This window comes from Agrobacterium vitis (assembly GCF_013426735.1).
Classification (GTDB): domain Bacteria; phylum Pseudomonadota; class Alphaproteobacteria; order Rhizobiales; family Rhizobiaceae; genus Allorhizobium; species Allorhizobium vitis_D.
The window spans coordinates 829190-846942 of sequence record NZ_AP023272.1 but is presented as its reverse complement, the minus strand read 5'-3'; the positions used below and the strand labels follow the sequence as shown (position 1 = coordinate 846942).

At 57.7% G+C, this 17753-nt stretch carries 15 protein-coding genes; 12 read left to right on the top strand and 3 right to left on the bottom strand.

Annotation, left to right across the window (positions count from 1 at the left end; translation table 11 throughout):
- The first annotated feature begins 120 nt into the window (after positions 1 to 120).
- The 6 genes from H1Y61_RS03835 (at position 121) to H1Y61_RS03810 (ending at position 5465) form a co-directional block, all read left to right on the top strand.
- Positions 121 to 948, top strand: coding sequence for a transporter substrate-binding domain-containing protein (locus H1Y61_RS03835; RefSeq protein ID WP_180573753.1), 828 nt, complete (start codon positions 121 to 123; stop codon positions 946 to 948).
- Between the two features lie 304 nt (positions 949 to 1252).
- Positions 1253 to 1894 (top strand): amino acid ABC transporter permease, encoded by a 642-nt coding sequence (locus H1Y61_RS03830; protein ID WP_012654235.1) that lies wholly within the window; start codon positions 1253 to 1255, stop codon positions 1892 to 1894.
- Complete coding sequence (locus tag H1Y61_RS03825; RefSeq protein WP_180573752.1) at positions 1891 to 2559, top strand: amino acid ABC transporter permease; 669 nt, start codon at positions 1891 to 1893, stop codon at positions 2557 to 2559. Before H1Y61_RS03830 ends, H1Y61_RS03825 begins: the two co-directional genes overlap by 4 nt.
- Positions 2556 to 3347 (top strand): amino acid ABC transporter ATP-binding protein, encoded by a 792-nt coding sequence (locus tag H1Y61_RS03820; protein ID WP_071203311.1) that lies wholly within the window; start codon positions 2556 to 2558, stop codon positions 3345 to 3347. Before H1Y61_RS03825 ends, H1Y61_RS03820 begins: the two co-directional genes overlap by 4 nt.
- On the top strand, positions 3344 to 4093 hold the full coding sequence (gene hutC, locus H1Y61_RS03815) for a histidine utilization repressor (RefSeq protein WP_180573751.1): 750 nt from the start codon (positions 3344 to 3346) through the stop codon (positions 4091 to 4093). The genes H1Y61_RS03820 and hutC overlap by 4 nt, the downstream gene beginning before the upstream one ends.
- Positions 4094 to 4112: 19 nt before the next feature.
- Positions 4113 to 5465 carry an LLM class flavin-dependent oxidoreductase gene (locus H1Y61_RS03810; protein ID WP_180573750.1) on the top strand — a complete coding sequence of 451 codons (1353 nt, stop codon included), beginning with the start codon at positions 4113 to 4115 and terminating at the stop codon, positions 5463 to 5465.
- Positions 5466 to 5707: 242 nt separating this feature from the next.
- Here the strand turns inward: H1Y61_RS03810 and H1Y61_RS03805 are convergent, their stop codons facing one another.
- Positions 5708 to 7057: a formimidoylglutamate deiminase gene (locus H1Y61_RS03805; RefSeq protein WP_180573749.1), complete on the bottom strand. Its 1350-nt coding sequence runs from the start codon at positions 7055 to 7057 to the stop codon at positions 5708 to 5710.
- A 109-nt stretch (positions 7058 to 7166) separates the two neighbouring features.
- Here H1Y61_RS03805 and hutI point away from each other — a divergent pair, with 109 nt between their 5' ends.
- The 6 genes from hutI to H1Y61_RS03775 all read left to right on the top strand — a co-directional run bounded on the left by hutI (position 7167) and on the right by H1Y61_RS03775 (position 13989).
- Positions 7167 to 8414: an imidazolonepropionase gene (gene hutI, locus H1Y61_RS03800; protein ID WP_180573748.1), complete on the top strand. Its 1248-nt coding sequence runs from the start codon at positions 7167 to 7169 to the stop codon at positions 8412 to 8414.
- Positions 8411 to 9946 carry a histidine ammonia-lyase gene (hutH, locus tag H1Y61_RS03795; RefSeq protein WP_180573747.1) on the top strand — a complete coding sequence of 512 codons (1536 nt, stop codon included), beginning with the start codon at positions 8411 to 8413 and terminating at the stop codon, positions 9944 to 9946. The genes hutI and hutH overlap by 4 nt, the downstream gene beginning before the upstream one ends.
- A gap of 203 nt (positions 9947 to 10149) precedes the next feature.
- Positions 10150 to 10962 (top strand): N-formylglutamate deformylase, encoded by an 813-nt coding sequence (gene hutG / locus H1Y61_RS03790; RefSeq protein WP_180573746.1) that lies wholly within the window; start codon positions 10150 to 10152, stop codon positions 10960 to 10962.
- A gap of 2 nt (positions 10963 to 10964) precedes the next feature.
- Positions 10965 to 12638, top strand: a complete 1674-nt coding sequence (gene hutU, locus H1Y61_RS03785; protein WP_180573745.1) for a urocanate hydratase — start codon at positions 10965 to 10967, stop codon at positions 12636 to 12638.
- 1 nt (position 12639) lies between these two features.
- A complete protein-coding gene (locus H1Y61_RS03780; protein ID WP_174112962.1) occupies positions 12640 to 13224 on the top strand; it encodes a HutD/Ves family protein in 585 nt (194 codons plus the stop codon).
- Between the two features lie 162 nt (positions 13225 to 13386).
- A complete protein-coding gene (locus tag H1Y61_RS03775; RefSeq protein WP_174112960.1) occupies positions 13387 to 13989 on the top strand; it encodes a TetR/AcrR family transcriptional regulator in 603 nt (200 codons plus the stop codon).
- Between the two features lie 91 nt (positions 13990 to 14080).
- On the opposite strand, the gene H1Y61_RS03770 is transcribed toward H1Y61_RS03775, so the two are convergent.
- Both H1Y61_RS03770 and H1Y61_RS03765 read right to left on the bottom strand, forming a co-directional pair.
- Positions 14081 to 15562, bottom strand: coding sequence for an aldehyde dehydrogenase family protein (locus H1Y61_RS03770; RefSeq protein WP_174112958.1), 1482 nt, complete (start codon positions 15560 to 15562; stop codon positions 14081 to 14083).
- Positions 15563 to 15584: 22 nt separating this feature from the next.
- Positions 15585 to 17363 carry an FUSC family protein gene (locus H1Y61_RS03765; RefSeq protein WP_180573744.1) on the bottom strand — a complete coding sequence of 593 codons (1779 nt, stop codon included), beginning with the start codon at positions 17361 to 17363 and terminating at the stop codon, positions 15585 to 15587.
- Between the last annotated feature and the right edge of the window lie 390 nt (positions 17364 to 17753).

Genomic DNA, 17753 nt, shown 5'->3' with positions numbered 1-17753 from the left:
TAGCATTGACAGCTGCCCCCTTCCCCGCTCTATTTGTATAGTCAAATAGCCGAGAAACGGCTGAGGGGAATTGCACCGGTACGAGAGATCGCCGGGTTGCGGGCAACTGGAGAAATCGTGATGCAGAAAAGACTGTTGCTGAAGGCGGCGCTTGGGGCCGCCCTGTTGTTTGGTGCGAGCATGTCGGCCCATGCCGAAGATGCGCTCACCAAGATCAAAGCCGCTGGCACGTTGAAAGTCGGCACGGAAACCGCCTTTGCACCCTTTGACTTTATCGATGCTGGCGACCACGTTGGCCTCAACGTCGATCTCTTTGCCGAAATCGGCAAGGAATTGGGCGTGAAGGTTGAGTGGATTGCCCTGCCGTGGGACGGTGTTTTGCCCGGCCTTGAAGCAGGCAAGTTCGATATTGTTGCAGGCCCTGCCACCGTCACCAAAGCCCGCATGGAGCGCTATCGCTTCACCGCTCCGATTGCCGAAGCCACCGTTGCTATCCTGAAAAAGGCTGGCGACAAGACCATTACCAAGCCTGAGGATCTGGCGGGTAAATCTGTTGGCGTCGGCAAGGCCACAGCCCAGCTGGCGCAGTTGCAGGAGCTTTCCGCAACCCTGCCGAAGAAAATTGATGTGCGTGAATATGTCTCCTTCAACGACGCCTATGCCGATATGGCCGCGGGCCGCGTGGTGGCCGTTGCCAATTCACTGCCCAATATCGCCTTCGTTGCCAAGCAGCGCAATGGAGCTTTTGAAGTGGTTCTGCCACCCTTTGGCAAAAAGAGCTATTTCAGCTTTGTCGGCACCAAGGATGCAGACCACGCCAGCCTGATCGACGCCGTCGATGCCGCCATCATCAAGATGAAGGGTGATGGCCGCATGGCGAAATTGCAGGAAAAGTGGTTTGGCACCAAGTTTGATACGCCTGATAGCGTGAAAGACCCGGCGTTTTGAGGTGATCCGATTGGGAGGGCGTGAAAACGCCGTTCCAAATGACGCCCACCTGATGACAATAAGTCACCTTTCTCTCCAACGTCATGCTCGGCCCTGTGCCGAGCATCTGCCACCGTTAAACGTTAAAAACGACCTTAATGGCATAGTCTCTCGTAGCAGACCCTCGGGACAGGCCCGAGGGTGACGAAGGCCGAGAGTGAGGTGGGCCAATAAACGGATGGGCCGAAAAGCACCCTTCTTTCATCTGCCACACTGAACCATCCATGCTCATCGATAGCCACAAAAACACGAAGACCGGAGAGCCATGTCATTCAAACTCTTCTTCCTGCTGGTTAAGGCTGCCGGATGGACGCTGGGCATCAGCGTGATTTCGATTGCCATCGGCTTTTTGATTGCCATTGCCCTGTCTGGCGCCATGCTCTCCGGCAAACGACTCTATACAATGCCAACCAAGCTGTTCATCAGCTTCTTTCGCGGCGTGCCATTGCTGGTGCAATTGCTGCTGATTTACAATCTCCTGCCTTTTATAGGCATCAATGTGCCAAGCGTGGTGGCCGCCATCATTGGCCTGTCGCTTTGCACCGCAGCCTATCAGGCCGAAAACCTGCGTGGGGGCTTTGAAAGCGTGCCGAAAGGCTTGATCGAGGCTGCCGATATGGCTGGCTTTTCAGGCCGCCAGACGTTTTTACGCATCAAACTGCCCATTGCGTTGCGGCTGACCTTTCCGGCTTTGGTCAATGAGGCAATCATGATCCTCAAATCCTCTTCGCTGGTCTCGGTCGTCGGCATTGTCGAGCTGACCCGCATGGCACAGGATCTTGCCGCCTCCACCTATCTGCCCATTGAGCTGTTTTCATCGGCAGCGCTGATTTACCTGATCATCTGCTGGAGCGTGGCGATGATCGCCCGCATCACCGAGCGTAGCCTGCCGGGAGCGGTCAAATGATCTTTGATCCGAAAGTCATTCTCGATCATCTGCCGGAAATTTTCAGCGGTGCCACCACCACCCTCTGGATCTGGGTGGTCGGCATGGTGCTGGGCATTGTCGTTGGCTTTCTCGTCGCGACAGGACGGCGCTACGGCGGCAGGCTTCTGGATATTCCACTGGGATTGGTGGTGGAAGTGTTACGCGGCACGCCATTTCTAATCCAGATTTTCCTTGTCTATTATGGCGGACCCTATGTTGGCCTGTCGCTCGACCCTATCCCTTGCGGGTTGATTGGTCTCACCGTCTATTCCGCCGCCTATTACTCGGAAATTTTCCGCGCAGGCTATGGCTCCGTTCCCCATGGCCATGTGGAAGCGGCAGAATGTCTGGGGCTGACCCGGCTTCAAATTATTCGCCGCATTCTCTTGCCCGAAATGGCGCTGATCGTGCTGCCACCTTGCGTCAATCTGGCGATCATTCTTCTGAAAGAATCGGCGGTGTTGTCGATCATCACCGTTCCCGAACTCACCGCCACCGTCAGCGCCATTGGTTCTGCGCAATATGCCTTTCTGGAGGCGATTTTCGTGCTGGCCGTTATTTACTGGGTCATTGTGGAGGCCACCGCTTGGGCGGCTCGCAAGGCTGAATCCCGTTTGAGCAGATTGAGGTTTTCCGCGCCATGACGCTTCCCGCTATTTCCGTTTCCAAGCTCGTCAAGCGCTTTGGCACCAATACCGTGTTAAATGACATCAACCTGGAAATCCCGGAAGGTAAGGTCTCCTGCCTGATTGGCCCCTCCGGCTCTGGCAAAAGCACGCTTCTGCGGTGCATGGCCTTTCTGGAAGAGGCCAGCGAAGGCATGATCACCGTCAGCGGCGAGGCACTTGGCTATTTCGAAAAACCCGATGGTCAACGTGAACGCTTGCCTGCCGCCCAAATCCGCGCCGTGCGCTCTAAAATTGGCATGGTGTTCCAACAATTCAATCTCTGGCCGCATATGACCGCGCTTGGTAATGTCTCCGAAGCCTTGAAGACCGTGCATAAAGTGCCAAAACGTGAGGCGGAAGACCGCGCCATGGCGCAGCTGAAAAAAGTGGGGCTGGAAAACCGCGCAGGCCACTACCCGTCGCAGCTGTCCGGCGGACAGCAACAGCGCGTGGCCATTGCCCGCGCCCTCGCCTTGCAACCGAAAATCATGCTGTTTGATGAGCCAACCTCGGCGCTCGACCCGGAATTAACCGGCGAAGTGCTCAACGTGATGCGCGATCTGGCAGCCGAGGGCATGACCATGGTGGTCGTGTCCCACGAAATCGGCTTTGCCGCCACGGTTGGCCAGCAGATCAGCTTTCTCGACCAGGGAAAATTGCTGTTTACCGGCGCGCCATCGGATGTTTTTGCCAAGCCGCGCCATCCCCGATTGGAACAATTCCTTGATACCTATCTGGATCGCGGCGCATCGATGCTGGCATGATGACTGAAGAGATAGACACACGCAGCAAATCGCTGCACCAGCGTATTCTGGATGACATTGAGAGCAATATTCTCTCAAGCCGATGGCCGCCGGGTTATAAAATTCCGTCCGAGCAAGTGCTGGCCGAGACATATGCCTGCTCACGCATGACCGTCAACAAGGTGCTGACCCAGCTTGCTCGCGCTGGCCTTGTGCTGCGCAAGCGCAAAACCGGCAGCATCGTCATGCCGCAGAACTCGCAAAGCGCCATTCTGGAAATTTACGACATCCGTGATGAGGTCATCTCGTTAGAGAAGACCTACCATCACCGCATTCTGTCGCGAACCATCCGCCCTCCGACCAAGGCAGAGTGTGAAAACCTGTCTCTCGCACCGCGCCGCAAGCTGCTGACCCTCGCCTGTCTGCATTATGCTGATGATAGTCCTTTCTGCCTTGAAGAACGTATCATCAACCTGGGCGTGGTGCCGCAGGCAGCGAATGCTGATTTTGCCGATCTGGCTCCCGGTCCGTGGCTTTTGACGCACATTCCATGGAATGCCGCCGAACACCGTATTGCTGCCGAAGCCGCCAATGAGGCGGCGGCTAAAACCTTGGATATTGCTGCCAACACCCCGGTTCTGGTGGTGGAGCGCCAAACATGGCGGCTGGATGAAACAGTCACCCAAGTGCGCCTGACCTATCCGGGTGCCAGCCATGCCGTTACCGCCCGTTTTACCCCATCGCAACGCCTTTCCACTCCTGCCTGATCAAAGAGAAGAGATCACCATGGCCCGCACCGACACATTGAAACTTGGAACCTTCGTCTACACTTTCGGTTTCAACCCGGCAGCGTGGCGGCACCCGGATACCGATGTGAATGGGGCCAACAAGATTGATCACCTGCTGAACGTGGCGAAAATCTCGGAAGCGGCGAAATTCGACTTCATGTTCCTGGCCGATTCTCCCGCCGCCGCCATTGGCGATGCCGATGCGCTGGCGCGCTCACCCACCAAGATGAACCGGTTTGAGCCGCTATCGCTGATTTCGGCGCTGTCCGTGCTGACGGAAAAGCTCGGCTTTGTTGCCACCGCCTCCACCAGCTATTACGAGCCGTTTAACATTGCCCGGATTTTCGCCTCCATTGATCATTTAAGCGGTGGCCGCGCCTGCTGGAATGTGGTGACCTCTGACCATGACGAGACCGGCTATAATTACGGCTTTGAGGGCCTGCCACCCCATGCGGAACGCTACGAGCGCGGCTCAGAGTTCGTCGATGTTGTCTTTGGCCTGTGGGACAGTTTTGAGCAAGATGCGCTGGTGCTGGACAAGGCAAACGGGCTTTACCACGACAAAGAAAAGCTGCACACGCTGAACCACAAGGGCAAGCATTTTCAGGTGCGCGGCCCGCTCAACATTGCAGCAAGCCCCCAAGGCCGCCCGGTGATTGCCCAAGCCGGTGGCTCGGAAGCGGGTATGGAACTGGCGGCCCGCACCGCCGAAATCGTCTTCAGCCTCGCCTCCAATCTGGAGCGCAACAAGGCCTTTGCCGACAACATCAAGGGCCGCATGGCCAAATATGGCCGCTCGACCAATGATTTAAAGCTCATGCCCGGCTTGGTGGTCAACGTTGGCGAAACCAAAGCGGAAGCGCAAGCCAAGGTGGATTTCCTGATCGACAACCTGCACCCCGATGTCGGCCGCTGGATGCTGGGAGAATTTCTGGAGGCCGATCTTTCCGGTGTTGCTCTCGACCAGCCTTTCCCGCTGGAGCGCCTGCCCGCAGAGCCAAAAGGCTCGAAAGCCATGTTTGAATGGCTGCGCGACTTCATCATGGAAGGCCACACCGTTGGCGAGCTGATCCGCTTCTACGCCGAAAAAAGCACCGGCAACGGCATCACCGGCACCCCCACCGAAATTGCTGATTTTATGGAAGAATGGTTCCAAGCCGGAGCCGCCGATGGCTTTATCCTGATGCTGCCAACCCTGCCCGCCAGCTTGAATGATTTTGTGCGGCTGGTGCTGCCGGAATTGCGCAGGCGTGGTCTGTTTCGGGAAGAGTATGAGGGCAAGACTTTGCGGGAGAATTTGGGGTTGTCGATGCCGGTTAATCGCTATGCGGCGGCGCGGAAGGGTGGTTGATGATTGGCCTCCGTATCTCAGGGCGCAAGCGCACCCCCTCATCCCCCTGCCGGGACCTTCTCCCCGCTGGGGAGAAGAGCGTAAATCATTAGCCTTGAATTCATACTAAAATCGGCGTCCACATAGACTGCCTTTGGTTGAATACAATGACATCTGCCACACAACCTCTTCTCCCCAGCGGGGAGAAGGTGGCGGCAGCCGGATGAGGGGGCGAAGCCAAAGTGTTGGACGACAAGGCAACCTCAAAACCCAGCCATCAACTCCCGCATAACCCCCGCAAACCGCAATGATACCCGCTCCCGCGCCTTATGCCGCCCGGCATCCACCTGCTTGGCCCCACCCACCCAAACACAATCCACCGCAGCCCCATTGGCAAAGAGAAAACTGTCCAAAATCTGATCTCCGCTCAAACCGAGATCATGGTGCGGCTTGAGGCTGACAACATCGGCAGGCTTGCCCACCGCCAAGCCGCTCTCCGCCATCAGCGCCGCAGCCCCACCATTCACAGCACCATCAAACAGATACCGGCCCGTTGATCCGCCGGGCAAAGCCATCACGTTACGGGCGCGATGGGCCAGACGTTGCGAATATTCCAGCTGGCGCAGCTCATCGGCAATGCCAATCAGAATGTTGGAATCAGAGCCGATACCAAAGCGCCCGCCCTGCCCCAAGAAAACCTCAGCATTAAACGTGCCATCGCCCAGATTGGCCTCAGTGATCGGGCAAAGACCGGCAATGGCACCGCTTTTTGCCATCCGCATGGTTTCGTCGTCGGTCATATGCGTGGCATGGATCAGGCACCAGCGAGCGGTGAGATCGGCATTGTCCAGCAGCCATTGCACCGGACGCTGACCAGACCACGCCACGCAATCCTCCACTTCCTTCACCTGCTCGGCCACATGGATATGGATTGGTCCATCGAAAGAAAGCTGTTGCAGCGCTGATAATTCTTCCGGCGTCACCGCCCGCAGGCTGTGAGGCGCAATGCCTGTGACGCTACCGGGCAGGTTCGAGGCTACCTTTTTCGCCCCCTCCAACAGTTCTGCAAAACCATCGACATCATTGATAAACCGTCGCTGGCCCTCATTGGGGGCCAACCCACCAAAGCCGGAATGGGCATAAAACACGGGCAGGAGCGTGAGGCCAATTCCGGTCTCGCTGCTCGCGGCGACGATACGTTCGGCCATTTCGGCGCGGTTGGCAAAAGGGCTGCCATCACGATCATGGTGGAGATAGTGAAACTCGCCCACACGGCCAAAACCAGCCTCCAGCATTTCCACATAAAGCTGGGCGGCAATGGCCTGCATCTGCTCCGGACTCATGGTCAGGGCAAAGCGATACATCACCGTGCGCCAGCTCCAGAAACTGTCATTGTCCGGCCCGCGCAGCTCCGCCAAACCCGCCATTCCGCGCTGAAAGGCGTGGCTGTGCAGGTTCGCCATGGTGGGCAGCACAATTTCATGCCGCTCGTCGCCCGGCTTGGCTTCCACACCCCGCTCAATGGCGGAAATGGCACGGCCTTTCAGCGTCAGCCGCACATCCTTGGCCCAGCCATCCGGCAGTAGCGCCTGTTTTGCGTGGAGTGTCGGCATGGCTTTCCCCTCTCATTTTCTAACTTGCGTCTTGGTTCATTAAGTATATACATAATAGGAAAATCGGTGAGGCGCAATGCAGCCTGAACCGCAATAACAAGGGATCAGCATGACACATCGGGATCGCATTTTCACCAATGCGCGGTTGGCAACGCTCAATCCGCAGCTATCCGGCCTCGGCATTATCGAAGATGCCGCGCTGATGGTCCGCGGTGGGCAGATTATCTATGCTGGCCCGATGAGTGAGCTACCGATCAGTCTGCTGAACGCCGCCGAGGTGACCGATTGCGAGGGCCGCTGGATCACTCCCGGCCTCGTGGATTGCCACACCCATCTGGTGCATGCTGGCAACCGCGCCCATGAATTTGAAATGCGCTTGGCAGGTGCCAGCTATGAAGAAATTGCCCGGGCGGGTGGTGGCATTGTCTCATCCGTATCCAAGGTACGGGCGGCGAGTGAGGCGGATTTGCTGCGTGAAACCCTGCCGCGTCTGGATGCGCTGCTGGCGGAGGGCGTGACCACCATTGAGATCAAATCCGGCTATGGGCTGACGGTGGAAGACGAGCTGAAAATGCTGCGGGCCGCAAAAAAACTCAGCGATACGCGCCCCGTTTCCATCAGCACCACTTATCTCGGTGCCCATGCCACGCCCGCAGACTATAAGGGCCGCAATGGTGATTTTATCCGCGAGGTGGTGCTTCCCGGCTTGAAAGCTGCCCATGCGGAACAGCTTGTTGATGCCGTGGATGGCTTTTGCGAGGGCATTGCCTTTTCACCCGATGAGATGCGCGTGGTGTTTGATGCGGCCCAAGTTCTGGGCCTGCCTGTAAAACTGCATGCCGATCAGCTTTCCAATCTATCCGGTGCAGCCCTTGCTGCCGAATATAGCGCGCTGTCTGCCGATCATCTGGAATATACCGATGCAGCGGGCGCGGATGCCATGGCAAAGGCAGGCACCGTAGCGGTGCTGCTGCCGGGTGCCTTCTACTTTATCCGCGAGACAAAAAAGCCGCCTGTCGATCTCTTCCGCCAGCACGGCACAAAAATGGCACTGGCCACCGACAACAACCCCGGCACCTCACCACTCACCTCGCTGCTGCTGACCATGAATATGGGGGCCACTCTGTTTGGCATGACGGTGGAGGAGTGCCTTGCCGGGGTGACCCGCGAGGCCGCCCGCGCACTGGGTCGGCTGGATGAGATTGGCACGCTGGAAGCCGGAAAATCGGCTGATCTTGCCATTTGGGATATTTCTGAACTGTCTGAGCTTGTCTACCGCATGGGCTTTAACCCGCTTTATGCGCGGGTATGGCGCGGCCAAGACACAATAACACTTTCCAACAAGGGGCCACTATGACCATTACCTTGCACCCCGGCTCCGTGCCGCTGGCCGATCTGGCGAAAATCTACTGGCATGGTGAGCCTGCCGTTCTGGATCGCAGTTTTGATGCGGGCATTGAGCGCGCCGCCGCCCGCATTGCCACTATAGCTGCGGGCAATGAGCCTGTTTACGGCGTCAACACCGGCTTTGGCAAACTGGCTTCCATCAAGATTGATGCAGCGGATACCGCCACGCTTCAGCGTAATCTCATTCTCTCCCATTGCTGCGGCGTCGGTGCACCACTGGCTGAGAATATCGTGCGGCTGATCCTGTCGCTAAAACTGATTTCGCTGGGCCGTGGAGCCTCCGGCGTGCGGCTGGAACTGGTGCGGTTGATTGAAGCCATGCTGGAAAAAGGAGTTATTCCGCTGATCCCGGAAAAAGGCTCTGTCGGTGCCTCCGGCGATCTGGCCCCGCTGGCCCATATGGCTGCGGTGATGATGGGTGAGGCGGAAGCATTTTATCAGGGCGAAAAGCTGCCGGGCAAACTTGCGATGGAACGCGCTGGCCTTACTCCGGTTATTTTGGCAGCCAAGGAAGGGCTGGCGCTGATCAATGGCACGCAAGCCTCCACCGCTTTGGCTTTGGCAGGCCTTTTCCGCGCCCATCGCGCAGCGCAAGCAGCATTGATTACCGGGGCGATGTCTACGGACGCCGCCATGGGTTCCTCGGCACCGTTTACGGCCGATATTCACACACTGCGCGGCCACAAGGGCCAGATTGATACGGCCGCAAGCCTGCGCGCCTTGCTGGAAGGCTCGGTGATCCGCCAAAGCCATCTGGATGGTGACGAGCGCGTACAGGACCCCTATTGCATCCGCTGCCAGCCGCAGGTGGATGGAGCCTGCCTTGATCTGCTGCGGATGACCGCCCGCACCTTGGAAATCGAAGCCAATGCGGTGACGGATAATCCGCTGGTGCTCTCAGATGACAGTGTGGTGTCTGGCGGCAATTTTCACGCCGAGCCAGTGGCTTTTGCTGCCGACCAGATTGCCATTGCCGTGTGTGAAATCGGTGCCATTGCCCAGCGGCGTATTGCGCTTTTGGTGGACCCGGCCCTGTCTTATGGCTTGCCAGCGTTTTTGGCGAAAAAACCCGGCCTCAATTCCGGTCTGATGATTGCCGAAGTCACTTCTGCCGCGCTGATGAGCGAAAACAAGCAGATGGCCCATCCGGCATCAGTCGATTCAACGCCAACGTCTGCCAATCAGGAAGACCATGTTTCCATGGCCTGCCACGGTGCGCGGCGGCTGTTGCAAATGACCGAAAACCTGTTTGCCATCATTGGCATTGAGGCTCTCACCGCAGTCCAAGGCGTGGAGTTTCGCGCGCCCCTCACCACCAGCCCGGAGCTGCAAAAGGCCATGGATACCCTGCGCGCCGTTGTGCCGACACTGGAAGAAGATCGGTTTATGGCACCGGATTTGGTTGCGGCCAGCGCTCTGGTGGCTGATGGGGCTTTGGTGGGCAGCGTATCGGCTGGGATTTTGCCGGGGTTGGAGGGGTGAGCGGAATGGGCGTTTTCATGTGGGGTCTACCCCCCTCTGGTCTGCCGACCATCTCCCCCTCAAGGGGGGAGATCGACTCGTTGAAAAGTGCGGGGCCAAATAATGGAACTCGGCATCGCGTCTTGCTGATCTCCCCCCTTGAGGGGGAGATGTCCGGCAGGAGAGAGGGGGGTAACTCCAGCCGCCAAGGGAGATCATTTTAAATGTCCAACATCTTCGAAGTCACCCAAGGCACATCGCCCGTTATCCTCGCCTTCCCGCACACGGGAACGGATGTGCCACCTGCCATCTGGAACCGCCTCAACGACAACGGCAAACTGCTGGCCGATACCGATTGGCATATCCACAATCTGTACCAAGACCTGTTGCCAAACGTCACCACCGTTCGCGCCACCTTCCATCGCTATGTGATTGACGCCAATCGTGATCCGGCGGGGGTGAGCCTCTATCCGGGGCAAAACACCACGGGGCTTATTCCAGAGACGGATTTTGACGGACAATCGATCTGGATTGATTCGCAAGAACCGACTAAGGCGGATATTACGGAGCGTCTGGCGGCGTTTCACGCACCCTATCACGCCGCCCTTTTGGCGGAAATCGAGCGCGTCAAAGCCATCCATGGCGTGGCGGTGCTCTACGATTGCCACTCCATCCGCGCCAACATCCCCTTTCTGTTTGAAGGCCGCTTGCCGGATTTCAACATCGGCACCGACATGGGCCGCACCTGTGATGCCGCCATTGAAGCGGCAACAGTGGAGATTGCAGCGTCAGCGGAGGGTTACACATCCATCCTCAACGGCCGCTTCAAAGGCGGCTGGACCACGCGCCATTATGGCAAGCCAGACACGGGCATTCACGCCATTCAGATGGAGCTGGCGCAGGCATCACACCTTGCCACTGAAGAGCCGCCGTTTGCTTACGACGAGGAAAAGGCTGATCGCTTGCGCGTTCATCTCAAAGCCATTCTGGAACGGATTGAACAAATCGCGTTTCAGCTGAAACAAAAGGGGGAATGATCATGACCAACCCACGCCACAATATCCGCGATGTGCGGGCCGCGACCGGCACGGAGCTTTCGGCCAAGAGCTGGATGACCGAAGCGCCTTTACGCATGTTGATGAACAATCTCGACCCCGACGTGGCCGAGCGTCCGCATGAGCTGGTGGTGTATGGCGGCATTGGCCGCGCCGCCCGCACCTGGGAAGATTTTGACCGCATTGTTGCCACGCTGAAAACCCTGACCGAAGAAGAAACCCTGATTGTGCAATCGGGCAAGCCAGTCGGCGTGTTCAAAACCCATAAAGATGCGCCACGGGTGCTGATTGCCAATTCCAACCTCGTTCCCCATTGGGCCACATGGGACCATTTCAACGAGCTGGATAAGAAGGGGCTGGCCATGTATGGCCAGATGACCGCAGGCTCGTGGATCTATATTGGCACGCAAGGCATTGTGCAGGGAACTTATGAAACCTTCGTGGAAGCGGGCCGCCAGCATTATGATGGTAGCCTTAAAGGTAAGTGGATACTAACCGGCGGTCTCGGCGGCATGGGTGGCGCGCAGCCTCTCGCCGCCGTTATGGCCGGGGCCTGCTGCCTTGCGGTGGAATGCGATGAAACCCGTGTCGATTTCCGTCTGCGCACGCGCTATGTCGATGCCAAGGCCCACACGCTGGATGAAGCCTTAGCGCTGATTGACCAATGGACCAAGGCGGGAGAAGCCAAATCCGTAGGCCTGATTGGCAATGCTGCCGATATTTTCCCGGAACTGGTCAAGCGTGGTATCCGTCCCGATATTGTCACCGACCAGACCTCGGCCCACGACCCGATCAATGGTTATCTGCCCTCCGGCTGGACCGTGGCCGAATGGCGCGCCAAGCAGGAGAGCGATCCGAAAGCGGTGGAGCGTGCCGCCCGCGCCTCGATGAAAGTGCATGTCGCCGCCATGGTGGATTTTTGGAACATGGGCGTGCCGACGCTGGATTACGGCAACAATATCCGCCAAGTCGCCAAGGAAGAAGGGCTGGAAAATGCCTTTGCCTTCCCCGGCTTTGTGCCTGCCTATATCCGTCCGCTGTTTTGCCGGGGCATTGGTCCGTTCCGCTGGGCTGCCCTTTCGGGTGATCCAGAGGATATTTACAAGACCGATGCCAAGGTGAAGGAACTGTTGCCCGACAACAAGCACCTGCACAATTGGCTGGATATGGCGCGCGAGCGCATTGCCTTTCAGGGCCTGCCTGCCCGCATCTGCTGGGTGGGTCTTGGTGATCGCCATAAACTGGGTCTGGCCTTCAACGAAATGGTCCGCAGCGGCGAGCTGAAAGCTCCTGTTGTCATTGGCCGTGACCATCTGGATTCCGGCTCCGTCGCCTCACCCAACCGCGAAACCGAAGCGATGAAGGATGGCTCGGATGCCGTATCCGACTGGCCGTTGCTGAACGCGCTGCTTAATTGCGCCTCGGGTGCCACATGGGTGTCGCTGCATCATGGCGGCGGGGTTGGCATGGGCTTTAGCCAGCATTCGGGCATGGTGATCTGCGCCGATGGCACCGACGATGCAGCACGGCGCCTGGAGCGGGTGTTGTGGAACGACCCGGCCACCGGCGTGATGCGCCATGCCGATGCGGGCTATGAGGAAGCGCTGGATTGCGCCAAGGAAAAAGGCCTTCGTCTTCCCGGCATTCTGGGCAATTGAGATGCAGATTCTGCGTCGGGAAGACTATCGCCGCATGCCCTGGAAGAATGGCCAGGGCATGACCGAGGAAATCCTGATTTTTCCGCCCGGCAGCGGCCTTGAGGATTTCGATTACCGGCTGTCCATCGCCCATGTCGGCGCGGACGGCCCTTTTTCGACCTTTCCCGGTGTGGATCGCAGCATTGCGCTCTTGGATGGCGATGGCATGGTTCTGTCATTACCGGACGGCAAAGATGTGACACTCAAACAAGGCAGTAAGCCCCTCGCCTTTTCTGGCGATTTAGCCGTTTCCAGTCGCAATCTTGGCAGCAAAACCATCGATCTCAATATCATGACCCGGCGCAGCCACTTTCGCCACAGCATGCAACGGGGCAATCTGGAAGTGCTGCACGGCCAAGTGATCACGACCACAATCACAACACTGGCCGTTTTCAACAGTGATGCCACTGTCATTGCCAATGGACAAACTATCTCCCTGCGCCGCTTCGATACCCTGGTCTTTTCGCCAGGAGATCCACTGGACCTGACACTCACGGCGCAGCGCGATCTCCTCACTGTGACGCTGGACGCAGGGTATCAAACCTGAAGAAGATTGTTCCTTCTGCGACACAGAACCTTAACCTGGCAAGAATTTTAGGATAGTTCTCGTGTAGAATGAACACTTGAAGCCTTGAGGCATCAGGGATAGCGATGATCCTCAATGATGTGGATACATCAGCATCTTCGATGTATTCCGACCAGAGAACCCATGCGGACAAAAAGCGAGACGAAACGACGCCAGATCCTGACGATTGCCGGGAATCTGTTCCGGGAACACGGATTTGGCGCCGTTAATATGGCGCAGATCGCGGCCTCGGTCGGCGGATCGAAATCGACCCTTTACAATCATTTCCCCTCTAAGGAGGCCTTGTTCGAAGCCTATGTGATTGAAGCAGGGCGCGAACCCTTTGCAGCTCTGGCCGATAGCAATCAGGCTGGCGACAATGTGGAAAAATCGCTGACGGCCTATGCGCGCGCCTACCTGCGGCTGCTGCTTTCACCGGAGGTTCTCGCCATCAACCGGCTGGTGATTGCCGAAGCGCCACGTTTTCAAGAGCTTGGGAGGATCTTCTATCAGAATGGACCCCGGGCCACGCTGGACCAGATCGAAAAAAAGCTGGAGCATCTGGTCGAACGCCAGGCGCTTGCCATCCCGGATATCGCAATGGCGGCCTTACAGTTCAAGGCAGTGGCCGAGGCGGGTCTTTATGAACACTGCCTCTGGGGCCTGATTGATCGCCCGAATGACGCGCAAATCGAGACCGCAGCGAAAAATGCATCCACCACCATCCTGATGCTTTATAGCCGCTGAAACGCTGGCCGACGGCTATTAACGACAGCATCATGCGTTTTATGAAACGTCTGATGCTGTCGTGTCCGTGCGATAAACGAAGCGCCTTCTGTCAGAAGGGATATTGCAAGGGAATGCTTTGGGTGGTGATCAGGTGATCACAGGTGAATTCCGCGATGACCCAATCGCTGTTGAACCGCCCGATACCACTATTCTTTTCACCACCAAACATCGCATTGGGGCTATCGGCAACGGAAATATCGTTGATATGGGTCATGCCGGCATGGATGCGCTTGGCAAACCGCAGGCCACGCCCTTCATCGCGCGTGAAAACCGCACTGGAAAGTCCGAATTCGGTCTGGTTGGCGAGTTTCAGCGCGTCCTCCTCACCATGAGCCTTGATGATCGGAACAATGGGGCCAAACAGTTCAGTCTGGGCCAGCGTCGAATTGTTATCGACATCAATAAACACATGCGGCGGCAGGACCAGGCCTTGCGGCTCACCACCCAATGCCAGATGAAGGCCAGAGGCCTTGGCTTCATTAATTTTTGCCAGGATACCGTCAAGCTGGCGCTTGCTGATGATCGGACCGATATTGGTGCCGATCAGACTGGGATCACCATAGGTAAGTTTGGAGGCACGCTCAATGAAGCGGGTGACAAACTCGTCATAGATCGATGCATCGACGATGATCCGGTTGGTACTCATACAGATCTGGCCCTGGTGCAGGAACCGGCCAAAGAGAGCGCCCCGGACGGCCAGATCGAGATCCGCATCATCAAGCACGACGCAGGGCGCATTACCGCCAAGTTCAAGCCCCACCCGTTTCAAGGTTGAGCCCTGCATGGCAAGCTGTCCGATATGTCGGCCGACACGCGCCGATCCCGTGAAGGAAATGAATTTCGGCACCGGATGCAGCGTGAACATGTCGCCGATCACCCCGGCAAGGCCGACGACCACATTCAGGAGGCCGCCCGGCAGGCCAGCCTCTTCATAAATCTTGGCAATCATCAACCCGCCGCTGATCGGGGTCTCTTCCGCTGGCTTGACAACCACTGCATTGCCGAGCGCCAGCGCCGGTGCGATCGACCGATGTGACAGATGCATCGGCATGTTCCAGGGGCTGATAACGCCAATGACACCGAGAGGAGCGCGATGAACCCGCACGTCCTTGCCCGGCACTTCGCTGGGGATAATCCGGCCCTGGACGCGCGACGGCATGCCGGACACCTCAAGCATCATATCGCGCACCGAGGCCCATTCAATCTCGGCCTTGATGCGCGTGCTGCCGGATTCGGCGATGATCATATCGACGATTTCAGCATGCCGTTGTTCAACGATCTGCGCCGCACGCAGAAAGATATCCCTCTTTACACTGGCGGGCCTATCTGCCCAATCGCGCTGCGCCGCTTCGGCAGCCAAATAGGCCGCATCAAGATCCTCTACTGAGGCCAGTGCGATTTCAGCAATCCTCTCCCCGGAATAGGGATTGTTGACGTTAAGGACGTCACCTGCGGCGCCAGGACGCCAAATGCCGCCAATATACTGGCCGCTGTAAACGCCATAGGATTCCGACCGAGCGATCGCGTTCATTGTTTTTCTCCACAATTGGAATTCAAAGGGATGCGTGGGGAACCAGGACCGGATCCCGTTTCAGGAGGGTCGAGAAGACCGAATGATGGTGTTCCCAGTTTTCAGGCGCCGCTTTCAGTGCCTCGAGTGCGAAATCGACATAGCGCCTGTCGAGCGAGGCGATGTCATCGCGCCCGCGCCGCTCCAGAAGACGGCCAAGCATGGTCACAAGGCAGAGAAGCAGAAACACGTCCCGGCTGGTTTCTGAAGGCGCAACAAGCCGCAGACTTCCCATGCGCAGGATGCGCTGGATCATTCTGAAGCGGCGTTGCAGCACCTGTTCATGGCTTGCAAGCCGGGCCGTCACCTCAAGATCCTCCGTCAAACGGTTGCGCAGCACTGTCAGCACCAGCCGGTGATTGACCGGAAAAACAAACCGGAAGGCGAGTGCCGCCGCCGCCACGCCCGCCACCATCGCCAAGGTCTGTTCGACCGAAAGCCAGGGCGATACCGCCACCGGAAAAACCGGCTGGGCGGCGAGCAGAAAGGACATGTTGCCATCAATGGCCGCTTTGGCGGTTTTCGGACGCGACATGGCGTAAGCGCCCACTGCCAGGAAAGGCGCCACCATCAACAGCATGTCCAGCGAATTTTCCGCATGCGGCAGCAGAAAGATCCGCGAGAACATGCCAAGCGTTGCGCCGCACAGCGTCCCCTTCAATGCCTCACCAACCGCGAGCTGAGGGGCTTCATGGCTTGAAAACAGCGTCACGAAGACGGCAGCCGTCATGAGCATGACCGGACCCAGCGACCAGCCGGTGAGCTTCCAGACCAGTGCTACGGCGCTCAGCGCCAGAAAAGTCCGGCAAAAGGCAATTGCTGCCGCCCTTTTGTCCGAGATGCGCAAGGCATTGAGGTCCAGCAGGCGATTGACCGGCTGGACAGCGGAAAGCTCAGCCAAATAACTGATCGCAGCGGTCATGGCTGCGGACAATTGCGGGGCATGATCGCCAATTGCCGTGACGGCAGCGTGGGCAGCCTCGATATCACCACGCCCAAGCGCCTGATCGACGACGGCCAATGTGTCGGCGGTCTTTTCCGCCCTCACCTGCGGTTCCTCGAGTTGGCGGGCGGTCATCGCTTCGGTGACAAGAATGGTCGAGGCGGCGGCAATGTGACGGGCGAACCGGGCGCGCTGATGCCCTGTGAGTGAGCCCGCGGCCAATGTATCGAGATCGGCGTCCATTTGGACCACCGCAGAGAAGAACTGTTGCACGGGTTCACCCACAGTCTCCTCACGGGTTTTCAGCAAGGTCGCCGAAAGCGACAGAGCCTGACGCAGAAGCGCCAGCGAGCGGGTATGAACCATGTCCTTGGTTGCCCCCGGCGCGAAAAGCACCGTGGCGACAAGCGAAGCCACCACGCCGATCAGGGTACAGGCGATCCGTGACCAGGCAAGTTCATGGCCAAGCTGGGGCTCGATCAGACCCGACATAGTGACGACGGCAGCGGTATAGCCAGCCAGCAAAAGCCCATAGGATCGGAAGTGGCGAAAGAACGACCCAGCCGCGGCACACAGCGCGACCCAGCAAATCAGCACCGACAGCTGCAGGCCGGGCGCCGCGCTCAATTGCCAAAGCACGAGAAAGCCGACAAGTGCTCCGATGATAGTGCCAACCAGACGCGCCAGTCCCCGCTCGACCACCAGGCCACGCGTGGGCTGGGCGACCAGCCACACAGTCATTGCCGCCCAATAGGGATGGTGAATTTGCAGCAAAGTGGCGAGCGCCATGGCAAGAATGGCGGCAAGGGTGGTGCGCAAGGCAAAGCTGACGCTGGGGCCTTTTAAGAAAACAAATCGACGCCGCCACCGGTTTACATCGCCACGTGTTGTGTTTTTTGACGCTTGAGACATGCGGTCGGTTCTCTTCAAAGGCGGCAACGGGGTCCGGTATCGGATTGATGTCTGGTAAGAAGAGTCATGAAAGATGACACTTCGTATACTCTTTCGAATGTCCCAAGCCTTACCGCATAATTCCTTAAATTGAACTCAATCCAATGCGAAACTATGTCGAAAATTTAAGTTATTACAGCAACTTACATGCGCGCGATAAAACGCGCGACGCTGTAGAAAATGGTGCAGAAAATCGGAATCGGCACGATGCTCTAAGTCTTGGTATTATCGCATCGGGCTGAAAATCGTTCCCGGCTT

Bases quoted from the DNA above. Each gene is read 5' to 3' on its own strand.
- hutC (WP_180573751.1), top strand. From the start codon at position 3,344: ATGATGACTGAAGAGATAGACACACGCAGCAAATCGCTGCACCAGCGT.
- H1Y61_RS03775 (WP_174112960.1), top strand. From the start codon at position 13,387: ATGCGGACAAAAAGCGAGACGAAACGACGCCAGATCCTGACGATTGCC.
- H1Y61_RS03825 (WP_180573752.1), top strand. From the start codon at position 1,891: ATGATCTTTGATCCGAAAGTCATTCTCGATCATCTGCCGGAAATTTTC.
- H1Y61_RS03805 (WP_180573749.1), bottom strand. From the start codon at position 7,057: ATGCCGACACTCCACGCAAAACAGGCGCTACTGCCGGATGGCTGGGCC.
- hutI (WP_180573748.1), top strand. From the start codon at position 7,167: ATGACACATCGGGATCGCATTTTCACCAATGCGCGGTTGGCAACGCTC.
- H1Y61_RS03835 (WP_180573753.1), top strand. From the start codon at position 121: ATGCAGAAAAGACTGTTGCTGAAGGCGGCGCTTGGGGCCGCCCTGTTG.
- H1Y61_RS03770 (WP_174112958.1), bottom strand. From the start codon at position 15,562: ATGAACGCGATCGCTCGGTCGGAATCCTATGGCGTTTACAGCGGCCAG.
- hutG (WP_180573746.1), top strand. From the start codon at position 10,150: ATGTCCAACATCTTCGAAGTCACCCAAGGCACATCGCCCGTTATCCTC.
- H1Y61_RS03810 (WP_180573750.1), top strand. From the start codon at position 4,113: ATGGCCCGCACCGACACATTGAAACTTGGAACCTTCGTCTACACTTTC.
- hutH (WP_180573747.1), top strand. From the start codon at position 8,411: ATGACCATTACCTTGCACCCCGGCTCCGTGCCGCTGGCCGATCTGGCG.
- H1Y61_RS03820 (WP_071203311.1), top strand. From the start codon at position 2,556: ATGACGCTTCCCGCTATTTCCGTTTCCAAGCTCGTCAAGCGCTTTGGC.
- hutU (WP_180573745.1), top strand. From the start codon at position 10,965: ATGACCAACCCACGCCACAATATCCGCGATGTGCGGGCCGCGACCGGC.
- H1Y61_RS03780 (WP_174112962.1), top strand. From the start codon at position 12,640: ATGCAGATTCTGCGTCGGGAAGACTATCGCCGCATGCCCTGGAAGAAT.
- H1Y61_RS03830 (WP_012654235.1), top strand. From the start codon at position 1,253: ATGTCATTCAAACTCTTCTTCCTGCTGGTTAAGGCTGCCGGATGGACG.